Origin of the sequence: Bacillus sp. FSL W7-1354 (genome assembly GCF_038002405.1) — a bacterium.
Lineage (GTDB): Bacteria > Bacillota > Bacilli > Bacillales > Bacillaceae > Bacillus > Bacillus paralicheniformis.
The window spans coordinates 3,063,324-3,086,139 of the sequence record NZ_JBBOCL010000001.1 but is presented as its reverse complement, the minus strand read 5'-3'; the positions used below and the strand labels follow the sequence as shown (position 1 = coordinate 3,086,139).

Below are 22,816 nucleotides of genomic sequence, written 5' to 3'. Positions count from 1 at the left end.
TCGATATCGGATTTCGATATTGAGTTTCGTTAAAGGGGGTGCGGTATTGGAAGATAAAGTATTGCGAAAGCTATTTCTGGGATTTATTCAAATTCATATTTTGCACCACGCCAGCGAACATCCGATTTTCGGCTTGTGGATGCTTGAGGAATTGAAAGAGCACGGATATAACATCAGTGCGGGAACGCTGTATCCGATCCTTCATTCAATGGAATCTGACGGACTTCTTCGAAAAGAAGAACAGAATGTGGACGGGAAAATCAGAAAATACTACTCAACTACGGAAAAAGGAGCAAGCGTACTGAAGGAAGCAAGGTTGAAAGCATATGAACTGTTTAAAGAAATTAAAGAATAGAGGAGTGAAATCATGACAAAGCATAAAGCGGACAGAAGCTTGAGGTCGCTGCTTGAAATTCTATTCGTTTCAACCAGGCTTGGATTGACATCGTTCGGAGGCCCGATCGCCCATTTGGGATATTTTCATGCTGAATATGTCCGCAAAAGAAAATGGATGGACGAAAAAAACTATGCCGATCTGGTCGCTTTATGCCAGTTCCTGCCCGGCCCTGCCAGCAGCCAGGTGGGGATCGGAATCGGCGTCATGCGAGCCGGCATCATTGGAGGCATCTTAGCGTTCATCGGGTTTACTCTCCCATCTGTCATAGCACTCGTATTATTTGCTATGATTCTGCAAGGCTTCGATATCGGGACAGCCGGCTGGATTCATGGGTTGAAAATCGTAGCCGTAGCCGTAGTCGCCCATGCTGTTTTGGGGATGGCGCAAAAGCTGACACCTGATAAAAGGCGCAAGGCGATCGCGCTGTTTGCTCTAGTCGCCACCCTTCTCTGGCAGACGGCTTTTACACAGGTCGGAGTCATCCTGCTCGCCGCTTTCGCCGGTTATCTCATCTATAAAGAGCAAGTTGAGACAGATGATTCTGTCATGCGATTTCCAGTGTCGCGCCGTTTTGCGGCGGTTTGTCTCAGCTTGTTTTTCGGGCTTCTCATACTGCTGCCGATGCTCAGAGAACTGACATCTTCCAGCTGGATTGCCATGTTTGACAGTTTTTACAGGTCGGGTTCTTTAGTCTTCGGCGGAGGGCATGTGGTCCTGCCGTTATTAGAACGGGAATTTGTACCGACGGGCTGGTTAAGCGAAGAGGCTTTTCTAGCCGGGTATGGAGCCGCTCAAGCTGTCCCGGGGCCTTTGTTCACATTCGCTGCATATCTTGGTGCGGTGATCAGCGGCTGGCAAGGCGGAATGCTCGCCACAGCGGCGATTTTTCTGCCGGCGTTCCTGCTGATTTTGGGGACGCTGCCCTTCTGGGATACGCTGCGCCGCAATCCTAAAGTGAAAGGCGCTTTAATGGGAGTGAATGCAGCCGTTGTGGGAATATTGATTTCCGCATTTTATCATCCGATCTGGACCAGCTCGATATTGGCGCCGGTTGATTTTGCATTCGCCGCGGTTTTATTCAGCCTGCTTGTCTACTGGAAGCTTCCGCCATGGATCATCGTTGCAGCCGGTGCTGCCGGCGGTGCATTGATGCAACTGCTGTAAATGGAGAAGGCTGCCGACAATTCGGCAGCCTTTTTTCTCGTATTAACGATGTTCTTTTCCGATTTCGGGAAGCACCGTTTTGGCGATATTTTCGTCCAATTTTTCATAGTCGTAGTATTGAATCGCATCATATAATTCTTCGCGCGTCTGCATGTCATCGAGCACACCCTTTTGCGTGCCTTTTTCGAAAATTTCTGCGAAGACCCGTTCATAAGCTTTTGCGGCAGCGCGCAGGGAGGTTACCGGGTAAATAACCATGCTGCAGCCGAGCATTTGGAATTCGTCAGCCGTGTAATAAGGCGTTTTTCCGAATTCGGTCATATTGGCGAGGAGCGGCACTTTAATGGATGAGGCCATTTCCTTGAACTCAGCTGCGTTCGTTAATGCTTCCGGAAAGATGGCATCGGCTCCCGCGTCGGCATATAAATTGGCGCGTCTGACGGCGGCCTCCATTCCTTCCGCTGCTTTTGCATCCGTGCGTGCCACAATGACGAGTGAAGGGGCGGTTTCTTTTATCGCTCTAATTTTTGCGATCATGTCTTCTGCCGGGACAAGCGTCTTTCCATTTAAATGTCCGCATTTTTTAGGCAGCTGCTGATCTTCGATTTGAACGGCTGCGACCCGGCTTTCAGCCATTTCGGCCGCCGTGCGCGCCGCATTTAGGACACCGCCGTAGCCGGTGTCGATATCGACCAAAAGCGGAAGATTTGCGGCTCTCACAAGTTCGCTGGCTTTTTCAGCGATTTCCTGGGAATGAATCATTCCGAGGTCAGGGAGTCCGCGGCTTGCCGTGTAGGCTGCCCCGGAGAGGTAGAGCGCTTTGAAGCCGATGTTTTTTGCGGTAATGGCTGCCATCCCGTCATGAACGCCTGGTATTTTCAAAATATCAGGCGCTTTCATCAGCTTTCTGAATGTATTGGCCAGTTCTTCCTGAGTTGATTGTTTCGAGACAATCCACATATTCAAAACCTCCTAAATCACAAACAATTCCATAAAGTCCGGCACAGGTGTACCGCTTAATTGGCGAGGGTCATTCAGCAGGGCGTTGATTCGCTCCGCTTGCCCCGCCGGAAAGCGCGTTTTTAAGTTATTGGTGAACTTTTCTTTTAACAGCGGGATGCCTTCGTTGCGGCGGCGCCGATGACCAATCGGGTATTCGATCGCGATTTTTTGCGATTGTGTGCCGTCTTTGTAAAACACTTGAACAGCGTTGGCGATCGAGCGTTTTTCCGGGTCGAGATAATCGGTAGAATACTGTTTGTTTTCGACTGTGGTCATTTTTTCGCGCAGTCTGTCGATTTCCGGATTTTGCGCGGTTTCGTCTTCGTAATGGTCAGCGGTAATATCGCCGTAGATCAGCCCGATCGCTGTTATATACTGAAGGCAGTGATCACGGTCAGCCGGATTGTGTAATTCTCCCGTTTTGTCGATAATCCGGATGGCCGATTCGTGCGTCGTGATCACGATTTGATCAATGTTATCAAGTCTGTTCTTCACTTCAGGGTGAAGCTTGATCGCGGCTTCAGCAGCCGTTTGTGCGTGGAATTCCGCCGGATACGAAATTTTAAAAAGGACATTTTCGATGACATAAGAGTCGAGCGGTCTGGCGAGCGTCAATTCTTTTCCGCCGAATAAGACATCCTGAAAACCCCACATTGGAGCGGACAAAGCGGTTTTATATCCCATTTCGCCCTTCAAGGTCATCATTGCGAGCCTCACGCCGCGGCTTGTCGCATCACCGGCAGCCCAGGACTTTCGCGAACCGGTATTCGGAGCGTGACGGTACGTCCGCAGGCTTGAATTATCGACCCAGGCTTGGGAGACGGCATTGACAACATCCTGTTTTGTCCCCCCCAATAGTGAGCATGCCACAGCAGTGGAGGCGACTTTTACAAACAGCACATGGTCAAGCCCGTTTCTGTTTAAGCTGTTCTCGAGAGCAAGGACGCCTTGGATTTCATGAGCCTTCACAATTGCCGTTAATACATCGTGAATGGTGAGCGGTTCCTTGCCCGCCGCGAGCCGCTGCCTGCTGACATAGTCAGCGCAGGCTAAAATCGCTCCAAGGTTATCTGACGGGTGGCCCCATTCGGCTGCCAGCCATGTGTCATTATAATCGAGCCAGCGAATCATGCAGCCGATATTGAAGGCTCCGTGAACAGGATCGAGCTCAAATTGCGTTCCCGGGACGCGGGTGCCGTTCGGGACGACGGTACCCGGGGCAATCGGGCCGAGATGTTTGGCGCATTCCGGGTATTTGAGCGCCAAAATGCCGCAGCCCAGTGTATCCATTAAGACGTAACGGGCGGTTTCAATCGCTTCTTCGCTTGAAATCTTGGCATTTACCGTATAGTCTGCGATCTCTTCCAGCAATTGATCGCAATTTTGGAGCGTTTGACTTTCTGTTTTCATAACATTTATCTCCCTTCTTTCTGAATCAAAGGCGAACTATGGATGAAGATGACGCGGTCCGGTATAGTGAACTCTCGGGCGGAATAGCCTGTTGTCTTCGTGCTGTTCAATGACATGCGCGCTTAGACCGACCGAACGTGCCGCGAAAAATATCGGAGTATAGAGATCGATCGGTATGCCGAGCAGGTAATAGACCGGAGCCGCATAGTAGTCGAGGTTCGGATACAGGCCTTTTTCTTCGCGCATCAGCTTTTCACCGGCATCACACATCTCATATAAATCCTGTCGGCCGGTTTTATGAGATAGCGAATAGAGCGCCTTTTTCAGCAGGGCTGCGCGCGGGTCCATTTTTTTCATATAGACGCGGTGGCCGAAGCCCATGATTTTTTCTTTTCTGCTTAACTTATGCTCAATCAGCTTGCAGAAGCCCGATTTTGTTTCTCCTTCGAGCAGCATGTACATCACTGCTTCATTCGCGCCGCCGTGCAAATGTCCTTTAAGCGATGCAGCGGCGCCTGTGAAAGCACCGTATATGTCTGTGTTTGTCGATGCGATGACTCTTGCGGCAAATGTGGAGTTCGGCATTTCGTGCTCGCTGTACAGCATTAATGTCTGATCAAAGACGGCTGTTTCTTCCGGAGTCGGTTCTTTTTCCGTCAGCATGTATAAAAAGTTCTGGCTGAATGAAAGCTGTTTATCAGGCGTGATGACATTTTTCTGGTGAAGGATGCGGTAGCTGTTGGCGGTAATATTCGGAACCTGTGCGATCAAGCGCAGCGCTTTGCTTCTGTTTGCTGATGGAGACCTGTCATTCAATTCAGGATCATATCCAGCTAAAGCGGAAATCCCGGTTCGGAGCGCATCCATCGGATGGGTGTTATTCGGAAGCGCCTTCAGAATGGTATAGATTCCGCCGGGCAGTTCATACGAATTTTTTATAGCGCTTTCAATTCCTTGCAATTCCATTGGATCAGGCAGTTTATTTTGAAGGAGGAGATAGACGAGGTCAAGATATGTTTTTTGTTCTGCAAGTTCGATTAAATCATAGCCTTTAATGACGATTTGTTCCGCTTCCGTATCTAAGAAGGAAATGTTCGTTTCCCCAGCAATAACGCCTTCTAATCCCGGTTTAAATACACCTTGTTTGCCCATTTTTCCACCTCTTATTCGTTTTTTAACTTTTGTGTCAAAAACGTGCTGTGAGAATGGCATTGGCTGTTCGGCGGATTAGTATGAACGTTCCAGCGTTTCTTCAATGGAACGCAAGCTTCGTTTAATGTGGGAACGCATGGCGGCTTCTGCCAAAACGCTGTTTTTTTCTTTGACGGCATTAAAAATGTCCAAGTGTTCATTGAAAGATACAGACGGTTTGTAGTCAGGATTTTTGTATCCGCTGATTCTGCGATACCGTTCGATCCTGCTTTCAAGCTGATCCAGAAAACGTTTTGCGGTTGCGTTTGTGCTGATGGCGTGCAAGATGGAATGAAATTCTGATCCGTATTTGACCGTATCTGTTTTGCGGCCCTTTACGGCAGCCAGTTTCATCAGTTCGATGCGGTCTTCAAGCTGATGAAGGCTCTCCGGTGTCACCAGCTGTGCGGCTTCGGCAGTGAGCAGTCCTTCAAGCGCTTCCCGAACTTTAAAAACCTCTTTCGCTTCAGCAAGCGAAATCGGGCATACGCGAAGCCGGCCGTTCGGCTGTTTACTGACCAATCCTTCAAGCTCCAGCCGGTAAAGAGCCTGGCGAAGAGGAGTTCTGCTGATGTTTAAACCCTTTGCAAGACTGTCTTCAGCAAGCTGTTCAGAGGGAGGGTATTCAAGTTCGATGATCTTCGTTCTTAATTCATTGTAAGCGTAATCACTTGCAGACTGTCTTTTGACTGGATTTGAAGAGTGCATGAAAAAAGCTTTCGCCTCCTTTTTTCAGAATATAATTATTATTGTATACAATAATACAGATATGTCAATGTCATCCATGAAAGACTGAAAAATAAAATCAATGGGAGATCCTCATCTTAATCAAGGCACCTTCATTTTCTGGCATCCCGTCTGTCGAAAATGGTAAAATATATCACAATCGACAAAGAGGCATTTCGCCTTTGAGCAAAAAGGAGGCCATCCAAAAATGAATCCAGCTCACGAACCTCTCCCGCTCGAATTTTATAGCAAACCAACAATTGAACTCGCTCAATCCCTGTTAGGCTGTCTTCTTGTCAAGGAAACAGAAGAAGGGACTGCTTCAGGATATATTGTGGAGACAGAGGCTTATAGAGGGCCCGGGGACAGAGCGGCGCACAGCTACGGCAACCGCCGGACGAAACGTACGGAAATCATGTTTCATGAAGCCGGCTTGGTCTATACGTACACCATGCACACCCACACACTCATCAATGTTGTAAGCGGAGGAGCCGATGAACCTGAGGCCGTGCTGATCAGAGCGCTTGAACCCCATGAAGGCCTCGCGCTGATGGAGAAGCGAAGGAGCGGAAAGAAACCGCGCGATTGGACGAACGGACCGGGAAAGCTGACAAAAGCGCTTTCCATCACGATGAACGATTACGGCAGACCGCTGACATCGCCGCCGCTTTATATCGCAAAGGGATATGAACCTCAGAACATTTTGTGCGGCCCGCGAATTGGAATTGACAACTCTGGAGAAGCGAGGGAATACCCTTGGCGTTTCTGGATAAAAGAAAACCGCTATGTCTCAAGATAGTTAAAAGGTTTGGCTCCCGTTCAACAGGGAAAACAATAAAAAAACAGGAGGGAGTCAAGCTATGAAAAAAGTGTTTAAAAGCGCCGTCAAATGGGCGCCTGTCATCTATCCGATCGCATGGAAAATCATCAAAAGCCGAAGAGAGAAAAAGAATCTGAAAGCCGGGTAAACCGGCTTTTTTTCTTGGAGAAAGGCCAAATTGACTTGAAAGCGCAGCCATAATAGAATTTACTTAACTATGAGACAAATTTCACAAAAAGAATGAATATACCTGAGTGTATGGGTTTGGTCTCGGTTCAAGTATCTTAGTGGGAGGGTCTTTTTCTATGCTCAATGCTCGGCTTAAGCTTATCCTCGGCGAATTGATAGGAGCAGAATCACCGTTAACCAGCACATATTTGGCCAATGAGCTAAATGTGACCTCTCGGACGATCAGGTCAGATGTGAAAGAATTAGACCGGCTTCTCTCCAAAAACGGCGCTGCCGTTCAATCGATCAGAGGTGCAGGCTATCGGCTCTCCATCAAGAATGACCGCCTCTTTCGCCAGCTTCTGCAGCACACATTTCATGAAGAGCTTTCTACTCCCGTTTTTCCGAATGAGCGTATTCTCTATTTATTAAAAAGGCTTCTCTTAACTGAGGAGTATGTCAAACTTGAAGATTTAGCCGGTGAGATGTTTATCAGCAAATCGACGGTCCAAAACGATATGAGAGATGTGAAGAAAAGGCTTAAACCTTACGACATCGAACTGGAGATCAAACCGAATTACGGCTTTAAGCTGAAGGGAGATGAGATGAAGCTGCGATCCTGCATCGCAGAGCACCTTTTTCCAAAGCGGGAAACGGATATTGATATTATGAACACCCGGATATCCATCCTCCCAAAAGAAGAGCTGGCTATGATCCGTCAGACGATTTTAGAAAAAATAAGCGAAGATCACATTTCTCTTTCAGATATCGGACTAAACAACCTTCTCATTCACGTCGCCATTGCATGCAAACGTATTCGAAGCGGCAAACATGTTTCTCTTTATTCCAAAGATGTAAAGGAGATTATGAATCATAAAGAATATGAAGTGGCGAAGGAGATTGTCCGCACTCTTGAACAAAAGCTGCAAGTGGCATTTCCGGATAAAGAAACGGCCTACATCGCCATCCATCTGCTTGGCGCGAAAAGGACGGTTATGGCCTCCATTCGCAGCGATGCAATCGAAAATATGATGGATGAAGAGACAGACCGGCTGACGAAATTGATCATGAAAGCCATCGATCAAAAATTTACCCTTGGCATTGGGAATGACAAAGAATTAAAAATCGGTCTCGGTCTTCACCTGAAACCGGCTCTGAATCGCTGCAGATACGGCATGAATATCAGAAATCCGATGCTGGACGCAATTAAAGCCAATTATCCCCTCGCATTTGAAGCCGGGATTCAAGCTGGTGAAGTCATCAAAAAAGAGACGGGATTTGACATTCAGGAAAGCGAGGTCGGCTATCTCGCTCTGCATATCGGCGCAGCCATGGAAAGACGAAACATGAACAGGCCCTCAAAACGCTGCATGATTGTCTGCGCGTCAGGAGCCGGAAGCGCCATGCTGCTTCAAGACAGACTGCGGGCTACATTCGGTTCAAAGCTTGAAATCCTTGGAACAGTTGATTACTACAAGCTGAATCAAATGTCTCTCCATGCACTCGATTTTGTCATCAGCACCATACCGCTGTCCGCTGATCTTCCTATTCCGGTGATTCAAGTTAACGCCATATTGGGAGGGGGAGATTTAACGAAAATAGAACAGGTACTTGCTGAAGATGACGGAATCGCTTCGACCTATACGAAAAAACAGCTCGTCTTTTTGCAGGAAAGTCTGTCTTCCCGAGAGGAGGTCCTCCGCTTTCTGTGCGGAAAAGTGAAGCAATCAGGGCTTGCAGACGCTGGGCTTGAAGCCTCCGTCTTTGAACGGGAGGCCGTTGCGCCCACTTGCTTCGGTAATCTGGTTGCAATTCCGCATCCGATGGCACCAAAAACCGATTCGACTTTTTGGGCGGTTTGTACGCTGCAAAAACCGATAGTCTGGGAGAATAAGAGGGTTCAATTCGTTTGCCTTCTTTGCGTGGAAAAGGACAATACAGCAAATTTGCAAGAGATGTACAAATTTTTGGGCCGTGTTTTAGATGACAGGGTCATTGTTCGGGAGCTTCTGAAATGCAAAACGTACGGGGAGTTTATGTCCGTCTTCAAAAAAAGCGGGCCGGCTCATCGATATGCAAAATGAAGATGTCCCCTTGTCTTTTTTCCTCTTCACTGAGGAAAATCATTAAGTGTATATGAAAACGGTTTCATTGTATGATGGAACTGTAAAAGAGATCATACACGATACGTAAAAGGGGGACATATGAACATGAATATCTTACTAGCTTGCGCTGCAGGAATGTCAACGAGTCTGCTTGTGACGAAAATGGAAAAAAGTGCAGAGGAACAAGGCAAAGACTATAAAATCTGGGCCGTTTCCGGAGGAGAGGTTCAGAATCATATCGATAAAGCTGACGTATTGCTTCTTGGCCCGCAAGTCCGTTACATGCTCCCGCAATTAAAAAAATTAGGAGAATCGAAAGGTGTACCCGTCGATGTCATCAATACGGTCCATTACGGAACTTGTAATGGGGCAGAAGTGTTAAAATCCGCCGAACAGCTTGCCGGCTCTTAAAGGAGGCGGCACAAGTGAATAAGTTTAATGCGTTTTTAGAGAAGAAGGTCATGCCGGTTGCCGGCAGAATTGCCGCCCAGCGCCATTTGCAGGCACTCAGAGACGGTATTATTCTGACCATGCCATTAATCATTATCGGATCGCTGTTTCTCATCTTAGCCAATTTGCCGATTCCGGGATATCCGGAATTCATGGCGGGGATTTTCGGCGAGCAATGGGCTGATAAATTAAGCTACCCGGTTAATGTCAGCTTTGACATTATGGCGTTGATCGCAACGTTCGGCATCGCCTACCGGCTGGCCGAAAAATACGACATTGATGCTCTGTCATCAGGTGCCATTGCCGTAGCAGCTTTTCTGCTTGCGACCCCCTACCAGATTCCGTTCACACCGGAAGGCGCAACAGAGGAAATTTTAGTGTCGGGCGGCATCCCGATTTCATTAATGGGAAGCAAAGGTCTGTTTGTCGGCATGCTGATTGCAATGTTCTCGACTGAGGTTTACCGCTGGGTCGTTCAAAAGGATATTGTCGTCAAAATGCCGGACGGCGTACCGCCGGCTGTCAGCAAATCATTTATCGCTCTGATTCCGGGATTCGCCGTTATCGGCTCGATTTGGGGGGCGCGCCTTTTAATTGAGATGACGCCGTTTGGAAGCCTCCATAATGTCGTCAACGTACTTTTAGGCACACCTCTATCCATCCTTGGAGGCAGTCTCGGCGGAAGCCTTATAGCCGAAACTGTGAAAATGCTGCTGTGGTCCTGCGGCCTTCACGGAGCAAACATTGTCGGCGGAGTGATGTCGCCGATCTGGTACGGTGCGATGGACGAAAACCGTCTCGCTTTCCAAGCCGGTGAAGCGCTCCCAAACATATTTACGACACAGTTTTTTGAGATTTGGGTTAACATCGGCGGAAGCGGCGCCACTTTGGCTTTGGTCATTACGATGTTTGTTAGAGCGCGAAGCAAACAGATGAAACAGCTCGGCAGATTAGCCATCGGTCCCGCTATTTTTAACATCAACGAACCGATTATTTTCGGCATGCCGATCGTCATGAATCCGATGCTGCTGATTCCGTTCATCGTGTCGCCGCTGTTAATGTTAACGGCAACCTATATTGGAATGAGTACAGGTCTTGTCGCAAAGCCGGCTGGGATTGCGGTGCCGTGGACAATGCCGCCCGGCTTTTCCGGATATTTAGCAACAGGAGGGAAAATTTCCGGAGCGGTCATGCAGTTGATTAATTTGTTGATCTCGTTTGTCGTATACTATCCGTTCTTTAGAATGTGGGATCTACAAAAGCTGAGAGAAGAGAGCGAACTGGAGGCCGGAACGGCCGTAATCGATGGTCAACAGGCCAGTGTATAGAAAAGGGGTGCCAAGATGTCCGAGGAATTGGAACGAACGATATTTCAAATTATCCTTCACGGAGGAAACGGCAGGAGCTTTTGCATGGAAGCGATAGCCGAAGCCAAAAAGGGAGATTTCGCCGCTGCAAAAGAAAAGATCCGGGCGGCTGACGAAGAACTGATCAAGGCGCATCATTTTCAGACAGCTTTGATTCAAAATGAAGCGAAGGGGGCGAAAACCGAACCCTCACTTCTCATGATTCATGCCCAAGATCATTTAATGAATGCGATGACCATGAAAGATTTGGCCGCGGAGATTGTCGAGCTGTATGAAAAAATGAATGTCCACGGAGGTGTCAATTGATGAAAAAAGGATTGAAAATCGTAACAATTGGCGGAGGTTCTAGTTATACGCCCGAGCTTGTCGAGGGATTAATCAAACGGCATGACCAACTTCCGGTCAGCGAGCTCTGGCTCGTCGATATACCGGAAGGGGAAGAAAAACTCAATATCGTCGGCACGCTGGCGAAGCGAATGGTCGAAAAAGCGGGCGTCCCGATCGAAGTCCATCTGACGCTCGACCGCAGGGAGGCTTTAAAAGACGCTGATTTTGTCACGACGCAATTCCGCGTCGGTTTGCTCGAAGCGAGGGCAAAAGATGAACGAATTCCATTAAAATACGGGGTGATCGGACAGGAAACAAATGGACCGGGCGGTCTTTTCAAGGGGCTCCGCACCATTCCGGTCATCCTTGAGATTGCAAAAGACATCGAAGAACTGTGCCCTGACGCGTGGCTTGTCAACTTTACCAACCCGGCAGGCATGGTGACTGAAGCACTGCTCCGCTACTCTAATTTGAAAAAAGTCGTCGGGCTCTGCAATGTGCCGATCGGCATGAAGATGGGGGTTGCAAAAGCGCTTGATGTTGATGAAAGCCGCATAAACATTCAATTTGCCGGATTAAATCATATGGTGTTCGGACTCGACGTTTTCCTGGACGGCGTCAGCGTCAAAGACAAAGTGATCGAAGCGATGGCAGATCCCGAAAATGCGATGACGATGAAAAACATTTCCGGAGAATCGTGGGAACCTGACTTTATCCGGGGGCTCGGCCTGATTCCGTGCGGCTACCACCGCTACTACTACAAAACGCAGGAGATGCTTGAACATGAACTGGAGGCTTCAAAAACGGAAGGGACGCGTGCAGAGGTCGTTCAGCAAGTTGAAAAGGAATTGTTTGAGCTGTATAAAGATCCGGAGCTGGCGATCAAACCGCCCCAGCTTGAAAAGCGCGGCGGCGCATATTACAGTGATGCCGCCTGCAATTTGATCAGCTCGATTTATAATGACAAGCACGATATTCAGCCTGTCAACACGATGAATAACGGAGCGATCGCAAGCATTCCGGATGACTCCGCAGTGGAAGTCAACTGTGTCATGACGAAAAACGGGCCGAAACCGATCGCGGTCGGAGATTTGCCTGTCACCGTGAGGGGCCTTGTCCAGCAAATCAAATCATTCGAACGCGTTGCGGCTGAAGCGGCTGTTACAGGTGATTACAACACCGCGCTTGTCGCCATGACAATCAACCCGCTCGTTCCGTCCGACAAGATTGCGAAACAAATACTGGACGAAATGCTTGAAGCGCATAAAGAGCATCTTCCGCAGTTTTTTAGATCTGTAGAAGCATAGGAATAAAATTGAGGTTCCGGTGTGTCAGCCGGAACCTTTTAATAAGATATAGGCGCCGCCGTGTCCGAATGGCCCGGCGAAACAGCGGCCGTCCCATTCATGCCTACATATTTGCGCTTGCTTCTTTTTCTTTGACCAGATCTGACTGCCGGGCTTTGGCAAGCTGAGTGAATATGAGGATGCCGATGCCCGCAATGATTTCGATGAAGCCGCCGATTGCGATCACGCTTCCCGCGCCAAGCGTTTTTGCGGCATATCCGCAGGCAATTGCTCCTAAAGGAAGCGATAGATTTGTGATCATATGGATGACTGCGAACACTTGAGGCTGGTCATCCCCTTCGACAGATGTCTGGATAATCGTGAATTCGGGGACATTGATCGAACTGATGGCTGCTCCGAATGCAAAGGCTGCGAGAAATACGAGCGGCAGGAAAGTATTCAGTCCAGCGATAAAATAAGCCGCACCTTCAAGAATGCCTGCCGTGATGAAAAGGAGTCCGTACCTGTTGATTTTTACTTTTGCAAGGATAAAACCAAGTAAAAATGCTCCTCCTGCCGTCGTAGCCTTCAGCAGCGAGTGGATGAACGGCGTTCCGTTTAAATCCTCTGCAACATATACCGCAGAAAGGGCTTCCCAGGGTGAAGCCGCCAGGTTCATGAAGATGCAGTAAATCGCCAGCGGATATAATATTTTGTGGTTTTTCACCAATGTAAATCCTCTTTTTAATCTCGCAAAATATGTACCTCTTTGAGCAAGAGACTTAGATTGTGATTGATTCCGGATGATGGTGTATTTGATGCAAAGCACGAATAGGCCCGATATGATATAAAAGATAAATGAAAAGACCAAAGTCGTTGCAGGACCGATAAAAGTCAGCAGCACACCGCACAATGTAACGGCTCCCAGCCTGATGATTTCTGAAGAAGACTGGAGAATCGCGTTGGCTTTTTGGATGAGATTTTCGTTCACGATCTGCGGAATCAGCGTAATCGACGCCGGGTTATAAGTCGCACCAGTTGCCGAATGGATGATCATGAGCCCTAAAACAAACCACATCGGTGAAAAGCCGTTTAAGTAGCAAATCGGTATTGTAATGACGACGGCTGCTCTTGTTAAATCCGAAAAATACATCCAGAATTTCAGGGCGCTTCTTTTGACTAAAGGCCCTGTAACCGGCGCCAAAAAGGCTTCGGGGAGGAAAGTGACGGCAAGAAGCAGGGAGGTGCCGATTGCACCTTTTCCGTCAAAAATTAAGAACCATAAAATAGAGTTGAAGGCAAAACAGTCAGCCGAGATTTTGATTAGCCTGGAGATGAAAAGGAACGTGTAATTCTTTTCCCAGACGCTCAATTTTGTTTGATCCATTGTTCAGCGTCCTTTCTTGATTTGCATGTTACATGAGAACGGATAATCTCTCCTTTCCGGTGTGGTTATTGATAATTTTAACATAAAATATATAAAATGGAATCGTTTTGTGCGGGGGATTGACTAGGCGGAATGAAAAAGAGGGGCGAGCGGTGTGGAAACAGAGCCTGCCGCCGGTACATTTCGCGATAAGGGTGCAAGCCCTCTTTTTTGCAAAAGAGAGCTTAAACCGCTTAGCAGGATTGGCTGACTTTATCAACTTCAACTGTCCAGCCGAATGTGTCAGGCAAAGCGCCTTTTTGAATACCGGTGATCGTTTGGTAGAGCCTTTTGGCGATTTCGCCTGTTTGTCCGCTGTTGATCACAAGGCTTTCGTTTTTCCAGATCAGCTCGCCGACCGGGGAAATGACAGCGGCGGTTCCGGTGCCGAACGCTTCTTCAAGCAGACCGTCTTTGTGAGCCTGAACCAGTTCATCAACTGAAATTTTCCTTTCGGTTACGGAAAGTCCCCATTGTTTTAATAGATGAATGACGGAATTTCTCGTAATGCCTTCCAAAATACTTCCGTTTAGAGCCGGAGTGACAATTTCACCGCTGATTTTGAAGAAGATGTTCATGCTGCCTACTTCTTCAATGTATTTCTTTTCTACTCCGTCAAGCCAAAGTACTTGCGAGAAGCCTTTGCTTTCCGCCACTTCCTGAGCCTTCAGGCTCGCCGCGTAGTTGCCGGCCGTTTTCGCATTGCCTGTACCGCCTGCCACAGCACGGACAAATTCGCTTTCAACGGCAATTTTCACAGGGCGGATGCCTTCTTTGTAATAAGATCCGACCGGCGATAAAATGATCAGCATTTTATACATATTGGACGGGGCGACGCCGAGGTACGGTTCCGTTGAAATAATGAACGGACGGATATAAAGGGATGTCCCCTCAGCTTGAGGAATCCACTCTTTGTCGATCTGAACCAGCTGCTTCAGCCCTTCCAGAACGGTGTCAGGGTCAACCCGCGGAATGCAGAGGCGGTCGTTGGATTTATTGAGCCTCTCGACGTTTTTTTCAGGTCTGAACAGAAGAACTCTGCCTTCGCTTGATAAGTAAGCTTTTAACCCTTCAAAAACGGACTGCCCGTAGTGGTAAACCATTGCAGCCGGGTCCATTTCAATCGGCTGATAAGGAACGATTCTCGGATCGTGCCAGCCGTTTTCAGCCGTATAGTCCATGATAAACATGTGGTCGGTAAAGGTCCGGCCGAATTCGAGCCGGTCAGCCTCTGGCTTTTGCTTTTTTGCTGTACTGAGCTGTACGCTGATCGTTTGTTTTGTCATATTCATTCTCCCTGCCGTTTCTAGTCTTTTTCCAAAAAATATTTATCTTCTATTTTAAACCTTCTCTTGATAATCGCAATAGATTTCAGAGAAATTTGTAAAATAGAATTTTTGGAAACTTTAAATATTTAAATCGGACAAAAAAAGGACTCCCCATGGGGGAATCCTTTTTTATGATGACTTTTTATAAAAGGATTCGATCTCCTGATCGACGTAAACCCAGCCTTTCCAGCCAAGGTGGAGCGTATCTTTCAAGAAGTATGGATCATATTCATGATTCGTTAAATCAGCAACTTGAAAGCCTTCTTGTTCGATTTCTTTTTTAATCTTTTTATAGAAATCTGTCCGGCCTTTTTTAGGGAAGCCGGTATAGTCGTAAAACTTGCCGTGGACCGGAACCGAGATGAACAGCGGTTCTGCGCCGGATTCTTTCAGAACATCCATCATGAGATGAAAATCGTGGAACTCGACTGACTCGGCATAGTTCATCTTTTTATTGTGGCCTTTAAGCTTTTTCAGCTTCGGCTTCAATTTCTTATAAACGCCGTTTGAAATTTTAAACTCATTGTTGCGGGATTCTTTGGCGCCGACCTTTTCGGCCATCTGCTTTAATTCATCCCACGATTTGTTTTTTACATCCTGGGAAATGGTCCGCTTCGGTCCGTTTCCTTCAACCATGGAATAGTAGATGTCCTTTTTCTCCAGAATGCTCCGGTAAGCTTTTGCCGGCGGCGTCAGAAGGGACAGCGCCACTTTGTCCTGATCGAGCTCGGCTTTAAAAAGGGCTGAAAGCAGAGCGTCGTTTGTAACTGCATGAAATTTAAGCATGCGTTTGATGATTTTTTTCTTCAGCTCGGGATCGACATTTTGATTGAACACAAGATCGTATGCCTGCAAAGCCGAGAAGTTCGGCGCAAAGTGGGATTCGTCCGAGCCGTCTTTTTGAAACCACTGCGGAGAAATAATGAAAACGATTTTCTTGCCCTTTAATTGACCAGACTGCGCCGCAAAGTTGATTGCATGAATCAAGGACTGTGAACCGCCTTTCCCGACCAGGTAAGGCGTGAACCCTTGGTTGTTTACTTTAAAATAGTTAGACGGATGAAAGGCATCTAACCGGGACAATTCCGATGATCCGTAAATCGGCAGATATTTCGGATCTTCAAGCGCTTTGCCTTGAAGATACATACCCTGGAACATCATCGGGTTTATTTCTGTAGCTGAAGTTTCGACACGATCTTTAGGAACCAGTTTTGCCAGCCATGCATTTGGAATCAAGATCGCGGTGAAAAAAAGTAAAAATGCCAAGATGATTGGCCCGAATAAAAAACGCTTTTTCATTATCTCAACTCATTCAGCTGCTTTATGATTTGATTTGGCGTGTTCCATGCATCCCGGTCAAACTCTGTAATCGGCACTGTGATGTTAAAGTGGCTTTCGAATGCAAGCAGCAATTCCACCGTGCCGAAGGAATCGAGGATTCCCTCTTCGAAAATATCAATATCCGGATTTTCCTTTACGATATCGTCCTGACATACCTCTGCTAAAACTGAAAGTACTTCTTGATTAAAATCCATTATGAAAATCTCCTTTTAGTGTATTAGTTTCCCTGAGAAAATTAAAAATCCAAAACATACGAAGTGGAAGGTCACCACGACTGAGACGGCTGTCGTCCACTTATTGTTCGGCCACCACTTGTATTTCTTATTCCATTTTTCAAAGAAGTTAAAGCCGACCATGAGCAGCGCGTGATACAGCCCGTAGACGATGTACTGAGGGGCAAGGCCGTGCCAGACACCCATCAGAAGGAACAGCAGCACATATCCGATATTGGAAACAGCCATCCGGTTTGTGATCCATTTTTTCTTCGTCATCCAAAGGACAAAGCGCATGAACACGTAGTCTCTGAACCAGAATGAAAGCGACATATGCCAGCGGTTCCAGAAATCTTTAATATTGCGGCTGATGAACGGCTTATTAAAGTTTTCAGGGGATTTGATTCCCATGATATAGCTGACGCCGACCGCAAAAGCAGTGTAGCCGGCAAAATCAAAAAACAGATAAAGGCTGTACGCATACATGTATGCCAAGCCATGCGAGATGCTGCCGGAAGTCAAAAACGGCAGTTTCATAATGACATACGTATTAATACAATAGCCGATAATGAATTTATATAAAAAGCCGAGAAAGATTTTATTGATTCCTTTGTAAAGCAGTTCTTCGTATTGCTCCTTCGTCCATACCGTCTGATCGTCTTTTTCAAAACGGCGGTACCTGTCGATCGGACCTGACGAGATGGTCGGGAAAAAGAGAATAAAGTAAAGCAGTCTGCTGATTGGGAGCTGCTTTTTAATGAGACCGTCGCGGGTTTCAATGATGAGCTGAACCCCTTTAAAAGTTAAATACGAGATACCGAGAAATGTTGCCCAGTTGTCAACGGCGAAAAACGGCAGCAGCTTTGACAGTGCCAGAGGCAGGATAGAAGCTGCTGCAGCGAGACAAAATACGATGCCGCTGTTCGCTTTGAGACGGTAAGCGATATAGCCTTTGATCAGAACCATCTGCCAAAGCGTAAACAGGCACAGCATGATCAGCCCGTGCAGGCTGTTTGAAAAAATAAGCGCCAAAACCAGAACGGAAACCGCCATGTTATATAAGCGGAAGCTTTTTCCGTTCAGTCCGAGAATGATGGTCGGCGCCAGTAAAATTCCTAATATGATGAAGAAAAGAAATGAACCATAGGGTGTCATACGGTTACCTCTTCTTTTAATCTCTTGCGGTCAATTTTACCGTTTGCTGTCATCGGAATCTCTTTTTGATACATGAATTTTCTCGGAATCATATATGCAGGCAGCTTGCTGCCCAAATCTTTCTTAATCGCGCTGGTTAACTGGTATTCCTTTTCGAAATCGTGTTCGGCAGGCACGATCATGGCGATCAGATACTCGATTTTCTCCTCGCGGTAGTATGGAATAACGACCGCCGACTGCACGTATCGGGACTGATTGATTTGGTATTCGATCTCTTCAAGCTCAATCCGGTAGCCATGCAGTTTGATTTGGAAATCGAGTCTTCCGAGGAAGAACAGCTGGCCGTTTTCTTTGTACCCTGCGTCACCGGTGCGATAAGCAGGGGCGCCGTTGTAAGAGAAAAACGCTTTTTCCGTCAGCGCTTTTTCGCCTAAATAGCCTTTGCTGACGCTGGCTCCGGTAATAATGATCTCGCCTTTTTCCCCTTCTTGGACGGCTTTTCCGTCTTCATCGATGATCACGATCTCGGTTTCCGGCTTTTCAGAACCGACGGGAAGAGAAGAATACTTGTTTAATACGTCGTCTGTTACTTCGATGGAAGTGACGGCAACAGTCGCTTCGGTCGGGCCGTATGTGTTAAAAACACGAGCCTTCGGAAATCTCTCTTTAAGTTGTCTGGCGACTGACGCGGGAAGCGTTTCTCCGCAGAACATAAACAAGCTCAGTTCAGGAAGCAGCTCTTCAGAATAAGACGGATCCATCAAGCACATTTGTGCGAATGAAGGCGTTGATGTCCAGACGTTGACGTTGGATTGTTTCAGCGCTTCAAACAACAGTTTCGGCCGGTTAATCATATCTTTCGTAACCGTCCATAATGTGCCTCCGGACTGCAGGCACGGATAAAGGTCCATCACCGATAAATCAAAGGAAAACGGGGCTTGATTTAAGAACACTTGGCCGCTTTCCACCGGAAAGTCATTCGTGATCCAATCTGTGAAGCTCTGAAGATTGGCGGCTGAGATTTGCACGCCTTTTGGATTTCCCGTGCTTCCGGATGTGTAGATAATGTAAAAGGTATCTTCACCGTGAACCCAGCGTCCGGGATCTGTCTCCGGCACCCCGTCTCCTTCAAGAACGCCCGGTTCCACAACGGAAATGAGGGCATCTCCCGTGTCAACCGAAGTGCCTGAGTTATTGAGTATAAGCTCGGCTTTTGAGCTGTTGATGATTTTCAGAATCCGGTCTGCCGGAATCGATACGTCAACTGGAATGTACGGATGGCCGGCTTTCACGCAAGCCAGGAAAGAAACCGCCATGACCGGTTTCATATGTCCGTAGACAATGATCGGAGAAGCCTCTGTTAATGCTTCGCTTTGAATCCGCGCGGCAAGGCGCTCAGATTGTGACCAAAGCTCTCCGTATGTCAGCTTTTCTTCTTCATTCACAAAAGCAAGGGTATCGGGTTGTGTTTGCGCGTATTTTTTAATAGTTTCTATCAGTTTCATTGTTTTTTTCTCCATTAAAAGTCATTATAAATATATGAACCTGTATTTGCTGTGTGGAATCCGTAAATTAAAAACAGCAGTACGAGAATAAGAAAGTAATAGGAAGTGTTGAGCAGCCACTTCATTGTTGTTTTTTCATACAACATTTTTAGCTTATTTAACATTGATCTTTTCCTTTCCGTTATTGAATTGCCTTAACAACAGTATAAGACGAAAATGTTGTATAAAAGTTTCATTTGTGGGAGAGTTTTATTTCTGAGCGTTGTCAGCTCAGAGCCTATCCTATTATAAACATTTTTTGTTATTGTGGAAATAACTTCTTTTTAAATCACAAAAAAACAGGCTCATATGAAAAGCGGAGCGCTTTTCGATATGAACCTGCAGTTTGTCGGAAGTGCGTGAAGGAATTAATACTTTACAAAAGCGGAACCCACAATGATCAGCAAAATAAATAATACAACGATCAAAGCGAAGCTATTAGAGTATGACATATTCTCACCTCCGAAAAGTGGTAATACAGAATATGAATGTTTTATGACTTTTGAAAGGGAAATAAATTTATAAAAGTGGAAAATGATCAACCAGACCACTTTTTGATCTTGCGATTTAAGTCGAAACTTTACCGTGGATGTGCCCGTCTACTAACTGAAAAAACGATATGATGTCATAAGGAGAAAAATATAATGGATATGGCGATAGATAAGATGATAGGACTGCCTGAAGCCCAGATAGAAGATTTAAGAAACCTGATGGAGGACTGGAAGAACGAACTCCTTGTCTATAAATTTGCCTTGGATCAAATGGATACGAAATTTTCGATTATCAGCCAGGAATATAATTTAATCCATGGCCATAACCCGATTGAGCATACGAAATCAAGGGTAAAAAGCTTTGAAAGCCTGATCAACAAGCTTGTGCGGAAGGGCTGCGATATTACCACAAAGGCCGCTAAGGAGCACATCAATGATATCGCAGGTCTCAGAATCGTCTGCTCGTTTTTATCCGATATTTACAATATGGTTGAAGTGCTGAAGGAACACGAAGACATCAAGATTTTAAACATGAAAGACTACATTAAAAATCCGAAGCCGAACGGATACAGGAGCCTCCATCTGATTGTAGAAGTGCCTGTTTACTTGACCAACCGCGTCGAGCACGCCAAGGTGGAGATTCAAATCAGGACGATCGCGATGGATTTTTGGGCGAGCCTCGAACATAAAATCTACTACAAATTGAACAATGAAGTGCCGAACCAGCTCACGGATGAGCTGAAAGAAGCGGCTGACATCGCGAACTATCTGGATGAAAAGATGCTTCATATTCGAACAAAAGCGGATCAATAAAAAGCAGCCGGGCATTTTTTAGCCCGGCTGCTATTTTTTTCTGCCGCTTGACCCGAAGTTGTCAATCCTTGAATATCAACCTCATATGTAATATCGGATTCGGTGAAAATCTCATCCCATTTCCCTTCCGCTTTTCGATTCCAGAATTTCAAGACGTCCGTCCGGTATTCACCCTGCAGTTTGCCGAGCGCGCTCTTCATCCACACTTTCACCTGATCTCCGGCAAGACGCTCGACTTCTTTCCGCTTTTTGTTTTGGAAATCATGGCCCGGCGATGCCTTCGCGCTCTTCTTTTGTGAACTTTTCACTAAACTAAAAGAAAAGAGGAAGAACGCTCCTTTGTATCAAAGGTTATGACTGTCATGAATCGAAAAAAGAAAACAAGAAAATGATAAGAGCACGAGGAGGTCTAAAAATGAAATCGGATATTGAAAAACTTGCGGAATGCGGTTTGCAAAACGGAGCGGCAGCGATGATGAACCGGGAGTCGCAACGGCTTGATGCTGCTTTATACGGGACCGTCGGCAATGCTTTCGACCGTGATGCGGGTGCGGAAGGTAAAGCGGACGGAGCTGGCGAAAGGCTGCTTTACCCTAAGTAAATGGCCGGATTGAAAAAGAACCGCGCCCTGTTTTTAACAGCCGTTGCATCAGGGACGATGCTGAATCCGCTCAATTCTTCAATGATTTCTTTGGCGCTGCACAGCATCCAGCATGAGTTTCATCTTTCATTTGCAACCGTATCGTGGCTGATTTCATCTTTTTATTTAGCCAGTGCGGTCGCGCAGCCTGTCACGGGAAAAATCGGCGATTTAATCGGTCGGAAAAAGATGTTTTTGTCAGGGCTTGTTCTCGTTGCCGTATCGGCAATCGGCGCTCCTCTCGCACCGGCTTTTTCCGTCTTGCTGATCATGCGTTTGTTTCAATCGATTGGGAGCGGCGCCATTTATCCTTCGGGAGTGGGCCTGATCAGAAGCCACATTCATGAAAAGCGGGCGTCAGCACTAAGTGTGCTGTCCATTTTTTCTTCGGCTATGACCGCTTTTGGACCGACTGTGGGGGGATTTTTAATCGTTCTCGGGGGATGGCCCGCCATTTTCCTTGTGAACTTTCCATTTATTTTGTTCAGCTTTTTGCTGGGGATGTACATGTTTCCGAAAGATGAGAAAAAAGCCGGCTTAAATGTCCGCGCCGTCATCAAGCGGCTTGATCTGACCGGGATTCTTCTGTTTGCGGGCGGAATCGTTCTCCTGCTGGCATTCCTGCTCTCATTGAGCACGGGCGAGCCCCGTTTTGCCGAGGGGATGTTCGGGCTTGTCTTGCTTTTGATGTTTGTTTGGTGGGAGCTGAGAGTGAGCAGCCCGTTTATTGATATCAGACTGTTGATCGCGCGCAGGACGCTAACTTCGGTCTATGCTCAATTTATTATGCTGAACATCTTTAACTACTGTTTGTTTTTTGGACTTCCGAGTTATTTTCAGGATGAAATGCACCTTTCCGTTCAAGCGAGCGGTCTTTTGATGCTGTTCATGTCCGGGACGAGCGTATTGATTTCGCCTTTCGTCGGGAGATGGATTGACCGTTCAGGTGAAACGCAGCCTGTTTTCATTGGTTCTTGCATAATGGCGGCCGGCGCCATCCTGCTTACATTGTTTTTTGTCGATGCACCGATGTTGTGGAAAGGCATTATCCTCTCTTTGCTGGGGGTCAGCTACGGACTCGGCAATGTCGCCCTGCAGGCTGCCATGTTTTCGGCAAGTCCGCCGGACATCGTCGGGACCACTTCGGGGCTCTTCCAAACATGCCGCTATCTTGGCTCGATCTTTTCGTCCGTCATTCTGGGTCTGTTGTTTGGAGAAGAAATAACCGCGGGTCATTTTCAGGATCTGGGGGTGGTCATGATTGTGGTTGCCATTGGCAGCGTTTTGATGAGCTTCCGGTTTATTAAGCTGATGAAGGATTGAAAAATGGAGCTCGAGATGCGGCTCCATTTTTTTGCTTTCCGTAGATCCGAATGCCTGAGCAAAAATTCAAAACGGTCATTGCTTAATAATAAGTTGAAAACTTAACGTTTCTTCTTTTTGGTCACAGCTG

Annotated in this window: 24 protein-coding genes; 11 read left to right on the top strand and 13 right to left on the bottom strand. The window is 46.9% G+C overall.

All coding sequences use genetic code 11. The annotated features are described in order from the left end of the window. The first annotated feature begins 46 nt into the window (after positions 1–46). Together MKZ04_RS15730 and MKZ04_RS15725 are read left to right on the top strand one after the other, a co-directional pair. The gene (locus tag MKZ04_RS15730; RefSeq protein WP_020453412.1) at positions 47–355 is read left to right on the top strand and encodes a PadR family transcriptional regulator; all 309 of its coding nucleotides are present in this window, start codon (positions 47–49) and stop codon (positions 353–355) included. 12 nt (positions 356–367) lie between these two features. Next, a complete protein-coding gene (locus tag MKZ04_RS15725; RefSeq protein WP_020453411.1) occupies positions 368–1,561 on the top strand; it encodes a chromate transporter in 1,194 nt (397 codons plus the stop codon). Positions 1,562–1,603: 42 nt separating this feature from the next. On the opposite strand, the gene prpB is transcribed toward MKZ04_RS15725, so the two are convergent. The 4 genes from prpB to MKZ04_RS15705 all read right to left on the bottom strand — a co-directional run bounded on the left by prpB (position 1,604) and on the right by MKZ04_RS15705 (position 5,872). Next, on the bottom strand, positions 1,604–2,521 hold the full coding sequence (gene prpB / locus MKZ04_RS15720) for a methylisocitrate lyase (RefSeq protein WP_020453410.1): 918 nt from the start codon (positions 2,519–2,521) through the stop codon (positions 1,604–1,606). A gap of 12 nt (positions 2,522–2,533) precedes the next feature. Continuing rightward, positions 2,534–3,973 (bottom strand): bifunctional 2-methylcitrate dehydratase/aconitate hydratase, encoded by a 1,440-nt coding sequence (locus MKZ04_RS15715; RefSeq protein WP_020453409.1) that lies wholly within the window; start codon positions 3,971–3,973, stop codon positions 2,534–2,536. Positions 3,974–4,009: 36 nt separating this feature from the next. Continuing rightward, a complete protein-coding gene (mmgD, locus tag MKZ04_RS15710) occupies positions 4,010–5,125 on the bottom strand; it encodes a citrate synthase (protein WP_020453408.1) in 1,116 nt (371 codons plus the stop codon). A 75-nt stretch (positions 5,126–5,200) separates the two neighbouring features. Further along, a complete protein-coding gene (locus MKZ04_RS15705; protein WP_003186304.1) occupies positions 5,201–5,872 on the bottom strand; it encodes a GntR family transcriptional regulator in 672 nt (223 codons plus the stop codon). Positions 5,873–6,098: 226 nt separating this feature from the next. Between MKZ04_RS15705 and MKZ04_RS15700 the strand changes: the two genes are divergently transcribed. From MKZ04_RS15700 to licH, 6 genes are all read left to right on the top strand, one after another. Further along, on the top strand, positions 6,099–6,689 hold the full coding sequence (locus tag MKZ04_RS15700) for a DNA-3-methyladenine glycosylase (protein ID WP_020453407.1): 591 nt from the start codon (positions 6,099–6,101) through the stop codon (positions 6,687–6,689). 326 nt (positions 6,690–7,015) lie between these two features. Further along, positions 7,016–8,962, top strand: a complete 1,947-nt coding sequence (locus MKZ04_RS15690) for a BglG family transcription antiterminator (RefSeq protein ID WP_341046293.1) — start codon at positions 7,016–7,018, stop codon at positions 8,960–8,962. A gap of 126 nt (positions 8,963–9,088) precedes the next feature. Further along, entirely contained in the window at positions 9,089–9,394 is a 306-nt protein-coding gene (licB, locus tag MKZ04_RS15685) for a PTS lichenan transporter subunit IIB (RefSeq protein WP_003186297.1), read from the top strand. A 14-nt stretch (positions 9,395–9,408) separates the two neighbouring features. Further along, positions 9,409–10,761: a PTS cellobiose transporter subunit IIC gene (celB, locus tag MKZ04_RS15680; RefSeq protein ID WP_341046291.1), complete on the top strand. Its 1,353-nt coding sequence runs from the start codon at positions 9,409–9,411 to the stop codon at positions 10,759–10,761. Positions 10,762–10,776: 15 nt separating this feature from the next. After that, a complete protein-coding gene (locus MKZ04_RS15675) occupies positions 10,777–11,106 on the top strand; it encodes a PTS lactose/cellobiose transporter subunit IIA (protein ID WP_020453402.1) in 330 nt (109 codons plus the stop codon). Further along, on the top strand, positions 11,106–12,434 hold the full coding sequence (gene licH, locus MKZ04_RS15670) for a 6-phospho-beta-glucosidase LicH (protein ID WP_020453401.1): 1,329 nt from the start codon (positions 11,106–11,108) through the stop codon (positions 12,432–12,434). The genes MKZ04_RS15675 and licH overlap by 1 nt, the downstream gene beginning before the upstream one ends. 103 nt (positions 12,435–12,537) lie before the next feature. Here the strand turns inward: licH and MKZ04_RS15665 are convergent, their stop codons facing one another. The 8 genes from MKZ04_RS15665 to MKZ04_RS15630 form a co-directional block, all read right to left on the bottom strand. Beyond that, complete coding sequence (locus MKZ04_RS15665; RefSeq protein WP_020453400.1) at positions 12,538–13,800, bottom strand: MFS transporter; 1,263 nt, start codon at positions 13,798–13,800, stop codon at positions 12,538–12,540. A gap of 233 nt (positions 13,801–14,033) precedes the next feature. After that, complete coding sequence (locus MKZ04_RS15660; RefSeq protein ID WP_341046290.1) at positions 14,034–15,125, bottom strand: branched-chain amino acid aminotransferase; 1,092 nt, start codon at positions 15,123–15,125, stop codon at positions 14,034–14,036. Between the two features lie 171 nt (positions 15,126–15,296). Then, on the bottom strand, positions 15,297–16,466 hold the full coding sequence (gene dltD, locus MKZ04_RS15655; protein ID WP_025810589.1) for a D-alanyl-lipoteichoic acid biosynthesis protein DltD: 1,170 nt from the start codon (positions 16,464–16,466) through the stop codon (positions 15,297–15,299). Then, positions 16,466–16,702, bottom strand: coding sequence for a D-alanine--poly(phosphoribitol) ligase subunit 2 (gene dltC, locus MKZ04_RS15650; RefSeq protein ID WP_003186284.1), 237 nt, complete (start codon positions 16,700–16,702; stop codon positions 16,466–16,468). The genes dltD and dltC overlap by 1 nt, the downstream gene beginning before the upstream one ends. Before the next feature lie 15 nt (positions 16,703–16,717). After that, the gene (gene dltB, locus MKZ04_RS15645) at positions 16,718–17,875 is read right to left on the bottom strand and encodes a D-alanyl-lipoteichoic acid biosynthesis protein DltB (RefSeq protein WP_023856957.1); all 1,158 of its coding nucleotides are present in this window, start codon (positions 17,873–17,875) and stop codon (positions 16,718–16,720) included. Then, positions 17,872–19,380, bottom strand: coding sequence for a D-alanine--poly(phosphoribitol) ligase subunit DltA (dltA, locus tag MKZ04_RS15640; protein ID WP_023856958.1), 1,509 nt, complete (start codon positions 19,378–19,380; stop codon positions 17,872–17,874). The genes dltB and dltA overlap by 4 nt, the downstream gene beginning before the upstream one ends. A 14-nt stretch (positions 19,381–19,394) precedes the next feature. Further along, complete coding sequence (locus MKZ04_RS15635; protein ID WP_023856959.1) at positions 19,395–19,544, bottom strand: teichoic acid D-Ala incorporation-associated protein DltX; 150 nt, start codon at positions 19,542–19,544, stop codon at positions 19,395–19,397. A gap of 243 nt (positions 19,545–19,787) precedes the next feature. After that, entirely contained in the window at positions 19,788–19,871 is an 84-nt protein-coding gene (locus MKZ04_RS15630; RefSeq protein WP_016885663.1) for a YjcZ family sporulation protein, read from the bottom strand. Positions 19,872–20,084: 213 nt separating this feature from the next. Here MKZ04_RS15630 and MKZ04_RS15625 point away from each other — a divergent pair, with 213 nt between their 5' ends. Then, positions 20,085–20,723, top strand: a complete 639-nt coding sequence (locus MKZ04_RS15625) for a GTP pyrophosphokinase (protein WP_031305127.1) — start codon at positions 20,085–20,087, stop codon at positions 20,721–20,723. On the opposite strand, the gene MKZ04_RS15620 is transcribed toward MKZ04_RS15625, so the two are convergent. Beyond that, positions 20,717–20,935, bottom strand: a complete 219-nt coding sequence (locus tag MKZ04_RS15620) for a hypothetical protein (RefSeq protein WP_075212880.1) — start codon at positions 20,933–20,935, stop codon at positions 20,717–20,719. The genes MKZ04_RS15625 and MKZ04_RS15620 overlap by 7 nt on opposite strands. A gap of 203 nt (positions 20,936–21,138) precedes the next feature. Here MKZ04_RS15620 and MKZ04_RS15615 point away from each other — a divergent pair, with 203 nt between their 5' ends. Together MKZ04_RS15615 and MKZ04_RS15610 are read left to right on the top strand one after the other, a co-directional pair. Then, complete coding sequence (locus MKZ04_RS15615; RefSeq protein WP_023856963.1) at positions 21,139–21,324, top strand: hypothetical protein; 186 nt, start codon at positions 21,139–21,141, stop codon at positions 21,322–21,324. Beyond that, positions 21,325–22,686, top strand: a complete 1,362-nt coding sequence (locus MKZ04_RS15610; RefSeq protein WP_195536781.1) for an MFS transporter — start codon at positions 21,325–21,327, stop codon at positions 22,684–22,686. Positions 22,687–22,816: the final 130 nt, after the last annotated feature.

Excerpts from the sequence above, each read along its gene's own strand:
- MKZ04_RS15610 (WP_195536781.1), top strand. The coding sequence starts at position 21,325 with ATGGCCGGATTGAAAAAGAACCGCGCCCTGTTTTTAACAGCCGTTGCA.
- dltD (WP_025810589.1), bottom strand. The coding sequence starts at position 16,466 with ATGAAAAAGCGTTTTTTATTCGGGCCAATCATCTTGGCATTTTTACTT.
- dltC (WP_003186284.1), bottom strand. The coding sequence starts at position 16,702 with ATGGATTTTAATCAAGAAGTACTTTCAGTTTTAGCAGAGGTATGTCAG.
- MKZ04_RS15705 (WP_003186304.1), bottom strand. The coding sequence starts at position 5,872 with ATGCACTCTTCAAATCCAGTCAAAAGACAGTCTGCAAGTGATTACGCT.
- prpB (WP_020453410.1), bottom strand. The coding sequence starts at position 2,521 with ATGTGGATTGTCTCGAAACAATCAACTCAGGAAGAACTGGCCAATACA.
- MKZ04_RS15665 (WP_020453400.1), bottom strand. The coding sequence starts at position 13,800 with ATGGATCAAACAAAATTGAGCGTCTGGGAAAAGAATTACACGTTCCTT.
- licB (WP_003186297.1), top strand. The coding sequence starts at position 9,089 with ATGAATATCTTACTAGCTTGCGCTGCAGGAATGTCAACGAGTCTGCTT.
- MKZ04_RS15635 (WP_023856959.1), bottom strand. The coding sequence starts at position 19,544 with ATGTTAAATAAGCTAAAAATGTTGTATGAAAAAACAACAATGAAGTGG.
- MKZ04_RS15725 (WP_020453411.1), top strand. The coding sequence starts at position 368 with ATGACAAAGCATAAAGCGGACAGAAGCTTGAGGTCGCTGCTTGAAATT.
- dltB (WP_023856957.1), bottom strand. The coding sequence starts at position 17,875 with ATGACACCCTATGGTTCATTTCTTTTCTTCATCATATTAGGAATTTTA.
- MKZ04_RS15660 (WP_341046290.1), bottom strand. The coding sequence starts at position 15,125 with ATGACAAAACAAACGATCAGCGTACAGCTCAGTACAGCAAAAAAGCAA.
- MKZ04_RS15690 (WP_341046293.1), top strand. The coding sequence starts at position 7,016 with ATGCTCAATGCTCGGCTTAAGCTTATCCTCGGCGAATTGATAGGAGCA.
- MKZ04_RS15675 (WP_020453402.1), top strand. The coding sequence starts at position 10,777 with ATGTCCGAGGAATTGGAACGAACGATATTTCAAATTATCCTTCACGGA.
- MKZ04_RS15715 (WP_020453409.1), bottom strand. The coding sequence starts at position 3,973 with ATGAAAACAGAAAGTCAAACGCTCCAAAATTGCGATCAATTGCTGGAA.
- licH (WP_020453401.1), top strand. The coding sequence starts at position 11,106 with ATGAAAAAAGGATTGAAAATCGTAACAATTGGCGGAGGTTCTAGTTAT.
- MKZ04_RS15630 (WP_016885663.1), bottom strand. The coding sequence starts at position 19,871 with ATGTCATACTCTAATAGCTTCGCTTTGATCGTTGTATTATTTATTTTG.
- MKZ04_RS15625 (WP_031305127.1), top strand. The coding sequence starts at position 20,085 with ATGATAGGACTGCCTGAAGCCCAGATAGAAGATTTAAGAAACCTGATG.
- dltA (WP_023856958.1), bottom strand. The coding sequence starts at position 19,380 with ATGAAACTGATAGAAACTATTAAAAAATACGCGCAAACACAACCCGAT.
- MKZ04_RS15615 (WP_023856963.1), top strand. The coding sequence starts at position 21,139 with ATGAAATCGGATATTGAAAAACTTGCGGAATGCGGTTTGCAAAACGGA.
- mmgD (WP_020453408.1), bottom strand. The coding sequence starts at position 5,125 with ATGGGCAAACAAGGTGTATTTAAACCGGGATTAGAAGGCGTTATTGCT.
- MKZ04_RS15700 (WP_020453407.1), top strand. The coding sequence starts at position 6,099 with ATGAATCCAGCTCACGAACCTCTCCCGCTCGAATTTTATAGCAAACCA.